The sequence below is a fragment of the Inquilinus sp. Marseille-Q2685 genome, assembly GCF_916619195.1.
Taxonomy (GTDB): Bacteria; Pseudomonadota; Alphaproteobacteria; order DSM-16000; family Inquilinaceae; genus Inquilinus.
In genome coordinates, this window is record NZ_CAKAKL010000011.1 from 122838 (window position 1) to 138357 (window position 15520).

Here is a 15520-nt window from a genome sequence, read left to right on the forward strand (position 1 = left end):
CCTCCCCGCAGGACGACTGTTCAGTGGCTGCGGCCATCGATCGGTATCGGCGACAGGGTGGTCAGGTCGATGCCGTCCAGGCAGCGGACATTGATGGCGACCATCTCGGTACCGTCCGGCTTGCGGCCGCGGGCGAAGGATTCGATGCCGCAGCCCCGGCAGAACAGATGGTGGATCACCTTCCTGTTGAACTGGTAATCGGCCAGCCCGTCGCCGCCGGACAGGAGGGTGAAGCGGTCGGGCGTGACGAAGGTCAGCATCAGGCCGCGCTTCTGGCAATGCGAGCAGTTGCAGCTCATCACCTGCGCCAGGTCGGTCTCGGTCCGGTAGCGCACGGCGCCGCAATGGCAGCCGCCCTCATAGGTTTTGGTCTCGGGCATGGAGCGTTCCTCCGGCTTCTGGATCGCCGCCCGGAAGCGGCGGCGTTCGGGCGAGAGAGTCGCCCGGGAACCCCGTCCTGTCCACCGGGATCACGGATCCGCCGAGCCGTCATTTGAAGCGGCGGCGAATTCATCCTACCTTTGAGTCCGCCTTCGTGCCGCTCGGTTTCGCGCCATCAGGGGAACGCCATGAGCTTGTCCGGCATCTTTGCCCGAGTGGTCGCGCTGGTCGGCGCCGGGGCGATCCATCTGCGGCACCGGCACGACGGCCCGCAGGGGCCGGCCTTCGGCAGCACGCCCACGATCCCGCCGGCGAAGCCCCAGGGCAACGTTCCGACCCTGAAGATGCCGACCGCAAAAGGATGGACCGCGGGACAGACGCCGGTCGCGGCGCCGGGGCTCCAGGTGAACGCCTTCGCGGCCGGCCTGAAGCATCCGCGCTGGATCCACGTCCTGTCGAATGGCGACGTGCTGGTGGCCGAGGCGCTGAGCACGCCGGGGGGCATCAGGTCCGTCTTCGATTACGCCATGTACAGCACGATGAAGCGTGCCGCCGCGGTGGGAGACAGCCCGAACCGCATCACGCTGCTGCGCGATGCCAATGGCGACGGCGTCGCCGAAACCCGCGAGACGTTCCTGGACGGGCTGAACCAGCCCTTCGGCATGGCGCAGCTCGGCGACACGCTCTATGTCGGCAACACCGACGGCGTGGTGGCGTTTCCGTACGCGCCCGGAGACACCCGCATCGGCGCGGCGGGGCGGAGGCTGGCGGAGTTCAAGGGCGGCGGGCACTGGACGCGGAGCCTGCTGGCGAGCCCCGACGGGCGGAAGCTCTATGTCGGCGTCGGCTCGCTCAGCAACATCGCGGAACACGGGATGGCGGCGGAGGAAGGCCGCGCCGCCATCCACGAGCTGGACCTCGAGAGCGGCAGGGTCCGCATCTTCGCCTCCGGCCTGCGCAATCCCGTCGGCATGGCGTGGGAGCCGACGACGGGGGCGCTCTGGACGGTGGTGAACGAGCGCGACGGGCTGGGCGACGAGACGCCCCCCGACTATCTGACATCGGTGCGCGACGGCGGCTTCTACGGCTGGCCCTATTGCTACTGGGACAGAATCGTGGACGACCGGGTGCCGCAGGACCCGGCGCTGGTCGCATCGGCCATCACCCCGGATTTCGCGCTGGGCGGGCACACGGCGTCGCTGGGCCTGTGCTGGCTTCCGGCCGGCACGCTGCCCGGCTTCCCCGACGGCATGGCGATCGGACAGCACGGTTCCTGGAACCGCAGCAAGCTGAGCGGCTACAAGGTCGTCTTCGTGCCGTTCGTCAACGGACGTCCCGCCGGACCGGTGCGCGACATCCTGACCGGCTTCCTGTCGCCGGACGAGCGCGCCTCCTACGGCCGGCCGGTGGGCGTGACCATCGGCCCGGACGGTTCGCTGCTGGTGGCGGACGACGTGGGCGACGTGATCTGGCGGGTTACGGGGGCGGCCGGAAGGTAAGGGGGGGCCCGGGGCGGCGGCCTACCCGGCCTCGCCGACCCCGTACTCCAGCGCCGCATCGGCCAGCCAGTCCCAGAGATACTGGGCGAAGGACCGGCGGACATAGATCCGCAGCCGCGGCGCCCCGTCGGCGTCGTCGGTGCGGTGCAGGATGACGTCGGCCTGGGCGATCATGCTCTGCGCCACCGACCCGGGCGGGAAGGCGCGCGGATGCAGGTCCAGCGGGCAGCCCTTGGCCAGCACGTCCAGCGCCTTCAGCCCGGCCAGCGCGATCACCGTCCAATTGTCGGTGACGTTGGTGACCGCGAAATGCCGGCCGGCCAGCGCGCCCTGCAGCCGGGCGGCGAGGTCGGCCTCGCGGTCCACCCCGCCGACCACCAGCCACTCGGTGGGCCCGAGCCACAGCGCCGCGACGCCGTCGCCGGCGGCGATGCCGGGCCGCGCTGGCAGGTCCAGCCCGAGGCCGCCGGCCACGGCCGCGCCGAAGCCGGCATCGGACAGGTCGCCGCGCAGGTTCAGCTTGGCCTCATGCGCGATCTCGGCCAGGCGCACGCCCGGATTCGCCGGCGCCACCAGCGGCCGGACCAGCCCCGCCGTCGCCGAGCGCCGGGCCGGAGCCGCGGCCGGGGCGCCGGCCTGAAGGGACACGGTGTCAGGCATGCAGGCGCCCTCCTTCGGGGTCGACGAAGACCGGCTTCACCACCTTGGCCGGGATGGTGCGGTCGGGCATGGCGATGTGGACCGTGCCGTCGAACCGCCCCAGCCCGCCCTTGACCAGGGCCAGCGCGATCGAGCGGTCCAGGTTCGGACTCCAGTAGCTCGAGGTCACATGCCCCAGCATCGGCACCGGCGGGGCGCCCGGCGTCGCCGTGTCGATGATGTGCGCCCCCTCCTCCAGCACCAGCTTCGGGTCGTCGGTCAGCAGGCCGACCAGCTGCTTGCGGTCCGCCCGCGCCGTGTCGGCCCGGTCGAGCGAACGCTTGCCGATGAAGTCCGGCTTCTTCTTGCCGACGATCCAGTCCATGCCCAGGTCGCCCGGGGTGATGGTGCCGTCCGTCTCCTGCCCGACGATGATGAAGCCCTTCTCGGCGCGCAGCACATGCATCGCCTCGGTGCCGTAAGGCGTCAGGTCCAGCCCCTGCCCCGCCGCCTCGATCGCCTCCATCAGCGCCAGGCCATAGGCCGCCGGAACGTTGATCTCGTAGGACAGCTCGCCGGTGAAGGAGATGCGGAACACCCGCGCCGGCAGTCCGGCCACGGTGCCCTCGCGCATGGTCAGATGCGGGAAGGCCTCGTTCGAGAGGTCCAGGTCGGTCAGGCGCGACAGCAGCTCGCGGCTCTTCGGGCCGGAGATGGTGGCGACCGCCCATTGCTCGGTGACCGAGGTCAGGAACACCTTCAGCTCCGGCCACTCGGTCTGCAGCCATTCCTCGAGCCAGGCGAGGATGTTCGCGGCGCCGCCGGTGGTGGTGGTCATGTGGAAATGGTCCTCGGCGAGGCGCGTGGTGACGCCGTCGTCCTTGACCATCCCGTCCTCGCCCAGCATCAGGCCGTAGCGGCAGCCGCCGATGGCGAGCTTCGACCAGGCGTTGGTGTAGACCCGGTTCAGGAACTCCGCCGCGTCCGGCCCCTTGACCTCGATCTTGCCGAGGGTGGTGGCGTCCATCACGCCGACCGAGGTCCGCGCCGCCTTGACCTCGCGGTTCACCGCGGCGTGCATGTCCTCGCCCGGCTTCGGGAAGTACCAGGCGCGCTTCCAGCCGCCGCCGACATTCTCGAACACCGCGCCGTGCTTCTCGGCCCAGCCATGCATCGGCGTGCGGCGGATCGGGGCGTAGAGGGCCTTGACCCCGCGCCCGGCGATGGCGCCGAAGGTGACCGGCGTGTAGGGCGGGCGAAAGGTGGTGACGCCGATCTCAGGGATCGTCTTGCCCATGGTCTCGGCGACGATGCCGAGGGCGTTGACGTTGCCGGTCTTGCCCTGGTCGGTGGCCATGCCGGTCGTGGTGTAGCGCTTGACGTGCTCGACCGAGACGAAGCCTTCGCGCAGCGCCAGCTTCAGGTCCTTGGCGGTGACGTCGTTCTGGAAGTCGACGAAGGCGCGGACGGCGCCGGCCGGCCGGTCGGACGGCACGGACCACAGCGGCCGGCCCTCTCCGGCCTCCGGCTCCTCCTGCGCGGTCTCGACCGGCGGCACCGGCACCGCCACCGGGGTCAGCCCGGCGGCCGAGGCCGCGGCGGCGCCGGCGACGAGGCCCTCCTGCAGCGCGTCGGCGAAGCGCACCGTGCCGGCGCAGCCGCCGGCCGAGCGCTCGGCCTGGAAGGACTGGCCCGGCATGAAGGTCGAACGCGCCTCGTCCCAGCGCAGCCGGCCGCGCGACTGCGACTGCAGGTTCAGCACCGGGTTCCAGCCGCCGGACATCGCGACCGCGTCGCAGGCGATGGTGGTCTCGGCGCCGCGCCGCACCGACCGGCCGTCGGCGGCCAGCGGCATCAGGCGCACCTCGTTCACCCGCAGGCGGCCGGAGGTGCCGACCACGGCGTGGCCGGCATAGACCGGCAATCCCGCGGCCCGCGCCGCCCGCACCAGCGGCCCGTCCGGGTCCGGCCGGACATCGACGATGGCGGGCACGGCGACGCCGGCGGCGGCGAGATCGAGGGCGGTGGCATAGGCGCTGTCGTCGGCGGTCGCGACCACGACGCGGTCGCCGACCTTCACGCCCCAGCGATGCAGATAGGCCCGGGCGGCGCCGGCCAGCAGGATGCCGGGCCGGTCGTTCTCGGCGAAGACCAGGCTGCGCTCGATCGAGCCTGTGGCCAGCACCACCTGCTTGGCCCGCACCTTCCACAGCCGCTGCCGCGGCGTGCCCACCGGCACCGCATGCGGCGGGATGTGATCGCTGGCGCGCTCCAAGAGGCCCAGCCAGTTGTGGCCGTAATAGCCGAAGGCGGTGGTGCGCGGCAGCACCCGGACATCGGGCATCGACGCCAGCTCCGCCACCGTCGCCTCGACCCAGTCGAGCGCGCCAGTTTCGCCGATCGAGGCCGTCGGCTCCGACCGCAGCCAGCCGCCGAAGCGGGCCTGGTCCTCGGCCAGGATCACCCGGGCGCCGGCGCGAGCGGCGGCCAGCGCGGCGCCGAGCCCGGCGAGGCCGCCGCCGACCACCAGCACGTCGCAATGGGCGTTCACGTGATCGTAGCGGTCGGGGTCCGGCTGGCGCGGCGAGACGCCGAGGCCGGCGGCCTTGCGGATGAAGCGCTCATAGACCATCCAGGCCTTGGGCGACCGCGGCCACATGAAGGTCTTGTAGTAGAAGCCGGCCGGGATCAGCGGCGCGAACAGGTCGTTGACCGCGTTCAGGTCGAAGCGCAGCGACGGCCAGCGGTTCTGGCTGCGCGCCACCAGGCCGTCGAAGATCTCGACCTGGGTGGCGCGGGTGTTCGGATCGGTCCGCGCCGCGTCGGGACCCAGCTGGACCAGCGCGTTCGGCTCCTCCGGCCCGGCCGAGATCACGCCGCGCGGACGGTGATACTTGAAGCTGCGGCCGAGGAGATGCACGCCGTTGGCCAGCAGGGCCGAGGCCAGCGTGTCGCCCTCATAGCCGCGGTACGACTTGCCGTCGAAGGCGAAGGCGACGCTCTGGCTGCGGTCGATATCGGCGCCGCGGCCGACCAGGCGGTAGCGTTGGGTCATGGGGTCTACGAGCCGGAAACGCTGGCAGGATCGACCAGCGGCGCGTTGGCGGTGCCCCGCGCCGGCTCGCCGGACGGGGTCGGGATGGACTGGCCTTCGATCGCGGGCGGCGGGTCGCCCGGGCCGTAGACCGCCAGGATCTCGTCGGTCGCGGTGTTGCGGGCGATGTTGAACCAGCGCCGGCAGCCATGGATGTGGACCCAGCGCTCATAGTGCAGCCCCTTGGGGCTGGAACGCATGAAGACGTAGTCCGCCCATTCCGCGTCGCTCAGCTCGGCCGGGTTGGCCGGGCGGCGGATATGGGCCTCGCCGCCGCAGCGGAACTCGCGCTGGTCCCGCGGGCCGCACCAGGGGCAGTCGATCAGGAACATGGGCGGGTCCTCAATGCGCCACGGCGGCGGCGCCGTGCTCGGCCACCAGCGCACCGGAGGCGAAGCGGTCCAGCGCGAAGGGCGCGGCGATTTCGTTCGGCTCGCCGCGGGCGATGGTGTGGGCGAAGACGTGGCCCGAGCCGGGCGTCGCCTTGAAGCCGCCGGTGCCCCAGCCGCAGTTGATGAACAGGTTCTCGACCGGGGTCTTGCCGATGATCGGGCTGGCGTCCGGCGCCACGTCGACGATGCCGCCCCACTGCCGCAGCATGCGCATGCGGCTGAAGATCGGGAACATCTCGACGATCGCCGCCAGCGTCTCCTCGATGATGGCGAAGCCGCCGCGCTGGGAGTAGGAGACGTAGCCGTCGATGCCGGCGCCGATCACCAGCTCGCCCTTGTCGGACTGGCTGACATAAGCGTGGACGGCGTTCGACATGACCACGCAGTCGATCACCGGCTTGATCGGCTCGGACACCAGCGCCTGCAGCGGGTGGCTCTCCAGCGGCAGGCGGAAGCCGGCGAGGTTGGCCAGGACCGAGCTGTGGCCGGCCGCCACCACGCCCACCTTGCCGGCGCCGATGTATCCCCGCGTGGTCTCGACCCCGACGACGCGCCCCTGCTCGGTGCGGAAGCCGGTGACCTCGCAGTTCTGGATGATGTCGACGCCGCGGTTGTCGGCGCCGCGGGCATAGCCCCAGGCCACCGCGTCGTGCCGCGCCGTGCCGGCCCGGCGTTGCACCGTGCCGCCATAGACCGGGAAGCGGATGGTCGGGTCCGGGTTCAGCACCGGGCAGAACTCCAGCACCTGCTCGCGGTCCAGCCAGTCGCTGTCGATGCCGTTCAGCCGGTTGGCGTGCAGCCGGCGCTTCAGCTCGCGCGCCTCGTGCGGGTCGTGGCAGATGTTCATCACGCCGCGCTGGCTGAACATCACGTTGTAGTTGAGGTCGGCCGACAGGCCCTCCCACAGCTTCAGCGCGTGCTCGTAGATGAAGGCAGAGGCGTCGAACAGGTAGTTGGAGCGGACGATGGTGGTGTTGCGGCCGGTGTTGCCGCCGCCGATCCAGCCCTTCTCCAGCACCGCGACATTGGTGATGCCGTGCTCCTTCGCCAGGTAGTAGGCGGTGGCCAGGCCGTGGCCGCCGCCGCCGACGATGACCACGTCGTAGGCCGGCTTGGGGTCGGGCGAGCGCCAGGCCTTCTGCCAGCCTTCGTGGTGCGACAGCGCTTGGCGCGCGAGGGTGAAGATGGAATAGCGCGACATCGATCCGATGGCCGGTCCAGGGTGAGCGTGGGCATGGTGCAGAGCCGGCCGGCCCGCCGCGAGCTTAGGCGCGACACGCAGGCGTCGCCCTGCGCCAAGGGCGGGGCGGCTCTATACGGGCTTAGACCAGACTTACGGCCAGGTGCTTGCCGACGGCGGAGGCTGCCTTGACGAGCGTGTCGAGCTGAATCCGATCATTGCTCGGATCGAGAAGACGGCTGAGTTGGGTTGCACTCGTCTTCATCCGGCGGGCCATCTCGGATTTAGAGATATTCTGCACGGCCATCTCATGCTCGATCTGCAACGCGAGGGTCCGTTTGATGGCGGTCGCCGTCACCTCATCGTAAATGCCGTCCTCGCGCAGGAAGCTCTCGAAGCTTTCGCCGATATGCGGGTTCTTAGTCTTCATAGCGCTGCACCTCCTTCATGCGGATTGCCGCCACTTTGAGTTCTTTATCCGGGGTCTTTTGCGTTTTCTTGATGAACCCGTGCAAGAGCACCATCTGGTTGCCAACCAGAACGAAGAACACGCGGGCAATCCGTCCCGATGAGATATGGGAGCGGATTTCGTAGAGGCCCTTGATCCCCCTGATCGAGGAGCATTTGGGCATGCCGACCGGCCAGCAGAATTCCGCGTGGCGATGTCCGTGCCGATGGCTTTCCGGTCTTCCGCCGACAGCTCCATAAGCCATTCCCGCACAGGCCGCTTCCCTGTGTCTGTGGCATAAAAGCTGGCCTGCAGTCTCTTGGCGGGCGTCTTCATTCTCACCTCACAAGGTATACCTTGTGAGGTGAGATATCAAGCCCGCTTCCGTCGATCTGCGGCTCAGTCCGTCGGGATCTCGCGCCCGCGGCCGACGCGGCGCAGCATCTCGATCAGCTCCGGCTGCTCGTCCCGGACCCGGCGGTACTGCGGCAGGAGCGCGTCGCGCAGCCGGCCCTTGGTGCCTAGCGCCGCCTCGGCATAGTCGATCATCACCGTGTTCGGCCAGGCCTGGGGCCGGATCGCCGCCAGCTTCGCCACCGCCGCCGCCTCGTCGCCCGGATGGCGCTGGGCGATCAGCATCAGCATCGAGGCGGTCGAGCGCGACACGCCCATATGGCAATGCACCAGCAGGTGGCGCAGGCTCTCGCCCTCCATCGCCATCGCCTCGCCGAATTCGAGGATCGAGGCGACATGATCCGGGGTCGGGAAGATATGGCCCGGCATCTCGTCGATGATGTCGTGGAAGCGCAGGTCGAGGCGCCGATGCGGCGCGAAGCCGTCGAAATAGGTCTCGGCCGGGGTGCCCGGATCGGCGATCGACAGCACGTGGGTGACGCCGGCGGCGCGGAAGCCGGCGATCTCCTCCAGGCCGCAGACGGTGAGATGGCGGTCGGGGTGCAGCAGCATCGGGTCGTCCTCGGAATCGGGCGAGGCACTCTCCCGCCCGGCCGCCGTCGGGTCAAACGCCGATGCCGGGCCTCAGCCGTGCGGGAGGGGAATGCGCTGCATCCGCCCGAGCCCTCCTGCCCAGCAGCGAGATCTTGCCGCAAAGAGCGATTTGAGTTATATAAAAATATAACTTCGGAGACTGCGATGCACACCACAAACCTGCGCAAGGTCGGCGGCTCCGTCATGCTGGCCGTCCCCCCGGCGATCCTCGACATTCTGCATCTCGATGCGGGCGCCAAGGTGGGCCTGACCGTCGACAACGGCCGCCTGGTGATCGAGCCGCAAGGCCGCCCACGCTACACGCTGGACGAACTCCTGGCGCAGTGTGACCCCTCGGCCGACCTGACGCCCGAGGATCGGGAGTGGCTCGATGCCAAGCCGGTCGGCAGCGAGCTGCTGTGATGGAGCGAGGCGACATCTATCTGGTCTCGCTCGATCCGACGTCCGGGCACGAGCAGCGGGGAACGCGCCCGGTCCTGATCGTGTCGCCGGGCGCGTTCAACCGGTTGACGAAAACGCCGATCGTCCTGCCCATCACGACCGGGGGCAACTTCGCACGCACCGCCGGATTCGCGGTGTCGCTTATGGGCATAGGCACCAACACAACGGGCGTGGTGCGCTGCGATCAGCCCCGCGCCATCGATCTTGCGTCCCGCAACGGCCGGAAGCTGGAAAGCGTGCCGCAGACAATCATCGACGAGGTGCTGGCGAAGCTGGCCGCGATCCTCGAATAGCTAGAACAGCCCCTCGATCCTTCCGCCTTCGTCCAGCCGGATGTTGTTGGCGGCCGGGGTCTTCGGCAGGCCGGGCATGGTCATGATCTCGCCGCAGATCGCCACCAGGAACTCCGCCCCCGCCGACAGGCGCAGCTCGCGCACCGGCACCACGTGATGCGACGGCGCGCCCTTCAGCGCCGGATCGGTCGAGAAGCTGTACTGGGTCTTGGCGACGCAGACCGGGAAGTGGCCGTAGGTCTTCTGGTACTGGGCGAACTGATCGCGCACCCGCTTGTCGGCGATGATGTCGTCGGCGCCGTAGATCGCGGTCGCGATCGTCCGCATCTTCTCCCACAGCGGCAGGTCGTCGTCGTACAGGGTGCGGAACTGGGAATGGTCCTCGGCCAGGGCCGCGACCTTGTGCGCGAGCTCGACCGTGCCGGCGCTGCCGTCCGACCAGTGGGTGCAGACCTGGGCCTCGACCCCGTGCTCGGAACAATAGTCGCGCACCGCCTGAAGCTCGGCCTCGGTGTCGGCGACGAAGCGGTTGACCGCGACCACCGCCGGCACGCCGAACTGGCCGACATTGCGGATGTGGCGGCCGAGATTGGCCAGGCCCTTCTTCAGCGCCGCCACGTTCTCCTGCCCGAGATCCTCCTTGGCCACGCCGCCATGCATCTTCAGCGCCCGCACGGTGGCGACGATCACCACCGCCGCCGGCTTCAGCCCGGCCTTGCGGCACTTGATGTCGAAGAACTTCTCGGCCCCGAGATCGGCGCCGAATCCGGCCTCGGTGACGACGTAGTCGGCCAGCTTCAGCGCCGTCCTGGTCGCCATCACCGAATTGCAGCCATGGGCGATGTTGGCGAAGGGGCCGCCATGGACGAAGGCCGGGTTGTTCTCCAGCGTCTGCACCAGGTTCGGCATGAAGGCGTCCTTGAGCAGCACGGTCATCGGCCCGTCCGCCTTCAGGTCCTTGGCGGTCACCGGCCGGCGGTCCCGGGTCTGGCCGACGATGATCCGGCCCAGCCGCTGCTCCAGATCCTGCAGGCTCTTCGACAGGCAGAAGATCGCCATCACCTCGGACGCCACGGTGATGTCGAAGCCGTCCTCCCGCGGGAAGCCGTTGGCGGCGCCGCCCAGGCTGGTGACGATCGAGCGCAGCGCCCGGTCGTTCATGTCCATCACCCGGCGCCAGGTCACCCGGCGGGTGTCGATGTCGAGCGCGTTGCCCCAGTAGATGTGGTTGTCCAGCAGTGCCGACAGCAGGTTGTGGGCGCTGCTGATGGCGTGGAAGTCGCCGGTGAAATGCAGGTTGATCTGCTCCATCGGCACCACCTGGGCGTGGCCGCCGCCGGCGGCGCCGCCCTTGATGCCGAAGCAGGGGCCGAGCGAAGGCTCGCGCAGGCAGATCGCCGTCTTCCGGCCGATCCGGTTCAGCCCGTCGCCGAGCCCGACCGTGGTGGTGGTCTTGCCCTCCCCCGCCGGGGTCGGGGTGATGGCGGTGACCAGGATCAGCTTGCCGTCGGGCCGGCCGCCGAGCCCGTCGACGAAGCCGGGCGTCAGCTTGGCGATGTGCGGGCCGTAGGGATAGAGAGCCTCGGAGGGGATGCCGAGCTTCGCGCCGACCTCGGCGATCGGCCGCAGAGTCGCGGCCCGGGCAATCTCGATATCCGACGGTGCCCCCATGTCCCAAGCTCCCCAGGCGGTTTTTGCCGAAATCGTCCCATAGCATCCGCGGCGGCACCCCGTCTGCGGCGACGTCATCCGGCCTCGCTGCGACGCGGCCGGGCGCGCGGCCGCGAGCCATGCGTCCAGCGGATCGCATCATCACCAGCCCGTCGCAAGTAGCCTCTTTGTCGAATTTGCGACCCGTGCTACCGATTCGCCCAATAGGCGCCAACGTTGCGCCGCCGGGAGGCAGTCAAAGCATGGGCCAGGATCCAGCCTTCGACACCGAGACGATCGGCTTCCTGCTGATTCCGCAGTTCTCGATGATCGCCTTCACCTCGGCGGTCGAACCGCTGCGCATCGCCAACCGCATGGCGGGCAAGCCGCTGTACCGCTGGATGGTGCTGTCCAAGGACGGCCAGGCGGTCAAGGCCAGCAACGGCATCAGCGTCGGCGTCGACAGCTCGCTGGCCGAGCTCAGCCGCCAGGCCGGCGTGTCCAGGCCACTCGACATGATCTTCGCCTGCTCCGGCCTCGGCATCGAGCGCTACCGCGACGACGAGGTCTTCGCCTGGCTGCGCCGGGCGGAGCGGCAAGGCGTCGGCGTCGGCGCGCTGTGCACCGGCTCGCACCTGCTGGCCCGGGCCGGCCTCCTGGGCGGCTATCGCTGCGCCATCCATTGGGAGAACCTGCCGGGCTTCGCCGAGACCTTCCCCGAGATCCCGGTGTCGAGCGACCTGTTCGAGGTCGACCGCAACCGCTACACCTGCTCCGGCGGCACCGCGGCGATCGACATGATGCTGCACCTGATCGCGATCCGGCAGGGTCGCGACCTGGCGACCAAGGTGTCCGAGCAGTGCCTGGTCGACCGCATCCGCAGCCCGCACGACCGCCAGCGCCTGCCGCTGCGCGCCCGCCTCGGCGTGCACAACCCGAAGCTGGTCTCGGCGATCGAGCTGATGGAGGCGAACATCGCCGAGCCGCTGCCGCAGGAGGAGCTGGCGGCCCATGTCGGCCTGTCGCGCCGGCAGCTGGAACGGCTGTTCCGCAAGCAGCTGGGCCACAGCCCGGCGCATTACTACCTGGAGCTGCGGCTGGAGCGGGCGCAGCACCTGATCAACCAGAGCGACCTGCCGATCGTCGACCTGGCGCTGGCCTGCGGCTTCGTTTCGGCCTCGCATTTCTCGAAATGCTACCGCCAGCTCTACGGCCGCTCGCCCCGGGAGGAGCGGGCGAACGCCATCCTGCGCGGCGTGCCGATGCCCGAGCGGCCGGTCCGCCAGAAGGTCCCCGCTTGACGACGCAATCCAGCTTTGCTGCGCTGCGGTAACTGGGGACTCGCTTCGGAGGACCGATCTGTGCATAGTCCGCGACTTCGCGTAACGGCATCCCGGATCCGAATGCCCGTAGACCGGACCTGGCGGCTCTCTCACGCCGCCGACCGCCTCGCCGCTGAGACCCCTAGCACCCCATGACCCGATTCTATGTGACCGGCACCGACACCGGTGTCGGCAAGACCCTCGCCTGCGCCTGCCTGGCCGCCGCCTGGGACGCCGACTACTGGAAGCCGGTGCAGACCGGCCTGGCCGAGAAGCCGGCGGACACCGCGACCATTGCCGCCCTGACCGGCCTGCCGGCCGACCGGCTGCAGGCCCCGACTTACGCCTTCCAGGCCCCGCTGGCGCCGGTGGCCGCCGCGGCGCTGGAGGAGAGCGAGATCGACCCGGCGTCGCTGACGCCGCCCTTCTCACCCCGGCCGCTCTTGATCGAGGGCCCGGGCGGCGGGCTGATGGTGCCGCTGGACTGTTCGACCCTGGCCGTCGACCTCCTGGCGGTGTGGCGCTATCCGACCATCGTGGTGGCCCGCAGCGGCCGCGGCACGATCAACCACACCCTCCTGACCATCGAGGCCCTGCGCCACCGCAAGATCCCGATCGCCGGGGTGGTGATGAACGGCCCGCTCAACGCCGGCAACCGCGCCGCCATCGAGAAGCATGGCGGCGTGCCGGTGATCCTGGAGATCCCGGAGCTGCCGAAGGTGACCCGCGCCGTGGTCGAGGAGCTGGCGCACGCCGTGCCGCCGCTCGGCGAGATCGTCTCCGAGGCCGTCGCCGCCTGAGGCGGCGGGCCCGTCACCGGATCTCGCAGGCCTCCATCCTCCTCTCCCGCCGGCGCAGCAGGGCATAGGCGACCAGCGCCGCCGCCAGGGTCGCGGCCACCAGGACGGCGAGCATCGCCTGGAAGGCGGCCCCGTAGGCCTGGGCCAGCGCCGCGCGGCCGAGGCTGGGCAGCAGCGCCTCGGCGCGGCCCATGTCGCCGCCGGCCAGGGCGTTGACCGCGTCGGCCACCCTCGCCTCGCCGCCGGCCGCTCGATGCAGGCCGGACTGGCCGAGCGCCACCACCAGCGCGCCGGCCGCCGCGATCGCCACCGCCTCGCCCGCCACCCGCATGGTCGAGAAGATGCCCGTGGCCATGCCGGCGCGCTCGCGCGGAACGACGCTGACCGACAGGTCGTCCATCAGTCCCCAGGGCAGGCCGGTGCCGATGCCGACCACCAGCATCGGCAGGGCCAGCGCCGCAGCGCCGGCGCCGACCGGCACGGCGGCGAGCCAGGCGAGGCCGAGCGCCGCGATCACCAGCCCGATCGCCGACAGCACCGCCGCCGGGATCCGGCGGGCCAGGAGACCGGCCAGGAACGGCACCACCGCCATCGGCGCCGACAGCGCGATCATCAGCCCGCCGGCCTCGATCTCGCTCATCCCCTCCGCCCCGATGAAGCGCACCGGCAGCAGCACCAGCGGCACCACGAAGCAGACGGCGGTGGCGATCGGCAGGAACTGCGCCCCGACGAAGCGCGGATAGCGGAACAGCGACAGGTCCAGCATCGGCCGCCGCACCCGCGTCTCGACCGCGACGAACAGCGCCAGCATCGCCGCGGCGCCGAGCAGCAGGGCCAGCACGACCGGGCTGCCCCAGCCGTCCTGCGGCCCCTGCATGATGCCGAAGGTCAGCAGGCCCAGGGCGGCGGTGAAGCTGAGCAGGCCGGGCCAGTCGACGCCGGTCGCGCCGGGGTCGCGCGATTCCCGCATCCGCGGCACGCCGAACAGCAGGACCAGGACGCCGATCGCGGTGCCGGTCAGGAAGATGGCGCGCCAGCCCAGCGTCTCCACCAGCGCGCCGGACAGGATCGGGCCGAAGGCCAGGCCGATGCCGAAGCTGGTGCCCAGCAGGCTGAAGGCGCGGGTGCGGGCCGGGCCTTCGAACTCCTGCGCCAGCGAGGCGGCGCCGCCGGCCATGGCGATCGAGGCGGCGACGCCCTGGGCGCCGCGCAGCAGGTCGAGCGCCACCACCGACGGGGCGAAGCCCAGCACCAGTGACAGCACGGCGAAGCCGGCCACGCCGATGGAGAACATCCGCTTGCGGCCGAGCTGGTCGGCCAAGGCCCCTGCGGCCATGACGAAGCTGCCGAAGCACAGCACGAAGGCGTTCACCACCCAGGCCAGGGCCACCGGGCTGCCGCCGAGCTCTCGCCCGATCGCCGGCAGCGCCACCGCCGGGCCGGTGAAGCTGAGCGGCATCATCAGCCCGGCCAGGCAGACGGCGCCCAGCACCCAGAGGCCGTTGCCGGCCTCGTCGGGAATGGCGCGTGCGGTCATCTCGTCGCTCCTGCGCTCGCGGTGGTCAAATGGACATGCCGCCGTCGATGGTCAGCGCGGCGCCGGTGACGAAGCGGCTCTCGGCCGAAGCCACCCAGGCGACCAGCCCGGCGATGTCGTCGCCGCTGCCGAAGCGCGGGATCGCCATCAGCCCGCGCAGGGTGTCGGCGCGCGGCCCGTCGGCCGGGTTCATGTCGGTGTCGGTCGGGCCCGGCTGCACCAGGTTGACGGTGATGCCCTGGGGCCCGAGGTCGCGCGCGGCGCCCTTGACCAGGCCGGTCAGCGCCGTCTTGGACAGGGTGTAGAGCGTCATCGCGGCCCCCGGCACGCGCTCGGCCAGGTTGCTGCCGATGACGATGATCCGCCCGCCCTCCGGCAGGTGCCGGGCCGCGGCCTGGGCCGCGACGAAGACGCCGCGGACATTGACCGCGATGCTGCGGTCGAACTCCTCCACCGAGACCTCGGTGAACGGCTTGCGCACGGCGATGCCGGCATTGGCGACCAGGATGTCGAGCCGGCCGAGCCCTGCCGCCGCCCGGTCCACCGCCGCCGCGGCCGCGACCGGGTCTGCGCTGTCGGCCTGGATCAGCAGGGCGCGCCGGCCCGCCGCCTCGATATCGCGCGCCACCTCCGCCGCCTTCTCGGGCGAGGCGCTGTAGGTCAGGGCCACGTCGGCGCCCTGGCGCGCCAGGCGGCGGGCGATGGCGGCGCCGATGCCGCGGCTGGCGCCGGTGACCAGCGCCGCCGTTCCGGACAGGTTGGCCATGGGAATCTCCATATCTTTAATGATCGATAAATAAATAGCTGGCGCAGTTGCATCCCGCGGTCAAGCGATT

At 70.5% G+C, this 15520-nt stretch carries 16 protein-coding genes; 5 read left to right on the forward strand and 11 right to left on the reverse strand.

What is annotated here, in order from left to right; genetic code table 11:
- Positions 1 to 20 precede the first annotated feature (20 nt).
- A complete protein-coding gene (locus tag LG391_RS31455) occupies positions 21 to 380 on the reverse strand; it encodes a GFA family protein (RefSeq protein WP_225772547.1) in 360 nt (119 codons plus the stop codon).
- A 189-nt stretch (positions 381 to 569) separates the two neighbouring features.
- On the opposite strand from LG391_RS31455, the gene LG391_RS31460 reads away from it, so the two are divergent.
- On the forward strand, positions 570 to 1880 hold the full coding sequence (locus LG391_RS31460; RefSeq protein ID WP_225772549.1) for a sorbosone dehydrogenase family protein: 1311 nt from the start codon (positions 570 to 572) through the stop codon (positions 1878 to 1880).
- 21 nt (positions 1881 to 1901) lie between these two features.
- Here LG391_RS31460 and LG391_RS31465 read toward each other — a convergent pair whose 3' ends face one another.
- The 7 genes from LG391_RS31465 to LG391_RS31495 form a co-directional block, all read right to left on the reverse strand.
- Positions 1902 to 2540 carry a sarcosine oxidase subunit gamma gene (locus tag LG391_RS31465; RefSeq protein WP_225772551.1) on the reverse strand — a complete coding sequence of 213 codons (639 nt, stop codon included), beginning with the start codon at positions 2538 to 2540 and terminating at the stop codon, positions 1902 to 1904.
- Entirely contained in the window at positions 2533 to 5574 is a 3042-nt protein-coding gene (locus tag LG391_RS31470; RefSeq protein ID WP_225772553.1) for a sarcosine oxidase subunit alpha family protein, read from the reverse strand. Before LG391_RS31470 ends, LG391_RS31465 begins: the two co-directional genes overlap by 8 nt.
- A gap of 5 nt (positions 5575 to 5579) precedes the next feature.
- Complete coding sequence (locus LG391_RS31475) at positions 5580 to 5945, reverse strand: sarcosine oxidase subunit delta (protein ID WP_225772555.1); 366 nt, start codon at positions 5943 to 5945, stop codon at positions 5580 to 5582.
- Between the two features lie 10 nt (positions 5946 to 5955).
- On the reverse strand, positions 5956 to 7206 hold the full coding sequence (locus tag LG391_RS31480; RefSeq protein ID WP_225772557.1) for a sarcosine oxidase subunit beta family protein: 1251 nt from the start codon (positions 7204 to 7206) through the stop codon (positions 5956 to 5958).
- Positions 7207 to 7327: 121 nt separating this feature from the next.
- Complete coding sequence (locus tag LG391_RS31485; protein ID WP_225772559.1) at positions 7328 to 7615, reverse strand: XRE family transcriptional regulator; 288 nt, start codon at positions 7613 to 7615, stop codon at positions 7328 to 7330.
- A complete protein-coding gene (locus tag LG391_RS31490; RefSeq protein ID WP_225772561.1) occupies positions 7605 to 7898 on the reverse strand; it encodes a type II toxin-antitoxin system RelE/ParE family toxin in 294 nt (97 codons plus the stop codon). The genes LG391_RS31485 and LG391_RS31490 overlap by 11 nt, the downstream gene beginning before the upstream one ends.
- A gap of 134 nt (positions 7899 to 8032) precedes the next feature.
- Entirely contained in the window at positions 8033 to 8599 is a 567-nt protein-coding gene (locus tag LG391_RS31495) for a tyrosine phosphatase family protein (protein ID WP_225772562.1), read from the reverse strand.
- Between the two features lie 186 nt (positions 8600 to 8785).
- On the opposite strand from LG391_RS31495, the gene LG391_RS31500 reads away from it, so the two are divergent.
- Together LG391_RS31500 and LG391_RS31505 are read left to right on the forward strand one after the other, a co-directional pair.
- Positions 8786 to 9043 carry an AbrB/MazE/SpoVT family DNA-binding domain-containing protein gene (locus LG391_RS31500; RefSeq protein ID WP_225772564.1) on the forward strand — a complete coding sequence of 86 codons (258 nt, stop codon included), beginning with the start codon at positions 8786 to 8788 and terminating at the stop codon, positions 9041 to 9043.
- Positions 9043 to 9375, forward strand: a complete 333-nt coding sequence (locus LG391_RS31505; RefSeq protein WP_225772566.1) for a type II toxin-antitoxin system PemK/MazF family toxin — start codon at positions 9043 to 9045, stop codon at positions 9373 to 9375. The genes LG391_RS31500 and LG391_RS31505 overlap by 1 nt, the downstream gene beginning before the upstream one ends.
- Here the strand turns inward: LG391_RS31505 and LG391_RS31510 are convergent, their stop codons facing one another.
- The gene (locus LG391_RS31510; RefSeq protein ID WP_225772568.1) at positions 9376 to 11046 is read right to left on the reverse strand and encodes a formate--tetrahydrofolate ligase; all 1671 of its coding nucleotides are present in this window, start codon (positions 11044 to 11046) and stop codon (positions 9376 to 9378) included.
- A 242-nt stretch (positions 11047 to 11288) separates the two neighbouring features.
- Between LG391_RS31510 and LG391_RS31515 the strand changes: the two genes are divergently transcribed.
- The gene (locus tag LG391_RS31515) at positions 11289 to 12326 is read left to right on the forward strand and encodes a GlxA family transcriptional regulator (RefSeq protein ID WP_225772570.1); all 1038 of its coding nucleotides are present in this window, start codon (positions 11289 to 11291) and stop codon (positions 12324 to 12326) included.
- Positions 12327 to 12499: 173 nt separating this feature from the next.
- Positions 12500 to 13147, forward strand: coding sequence for a dethiobiotin synthase (gene bioD, locus LG391_RS31520; protein WP_225772572.1), 648 nt, complete (start codon positions 12500 to 12502; stop codon positions 13145 to 13147).
- A gap of 13 nt (positions 13148 to 13160) precedes the next feature.
- Here bioD and LG391_RS31525 read toward each other — a convergent pair whose 3' ends face one another.
- Together LG391_RS31525 and LG391_RS31530 are read right to left on the reverse strand one after the other, a co-directional pair.
- Complete coding sequence (locus tag LG391_RS31525) at positions 13161 to 14684, reverse strand: MFS transporter (protein ID WP_225772574.1); 1524 nt, start codon at positions 14682 to 14684, stop codon at positions 13161 to 13163.
- A 25-nt stretch (positions 14685 to 14709) separates the two neighbouring features.
- Positions 14710 to 15450, reverse strand: coding sequence for an SDR family oxidoreductase (locus tag LG391_RS31530; protein WP_225772576.1), 741 nt, complete (start codon positions 15448 to 15450; stop codon positions 14710 to 14712).
- Positions 15451 to 15520: the final 70 nt, after the last annotated feature.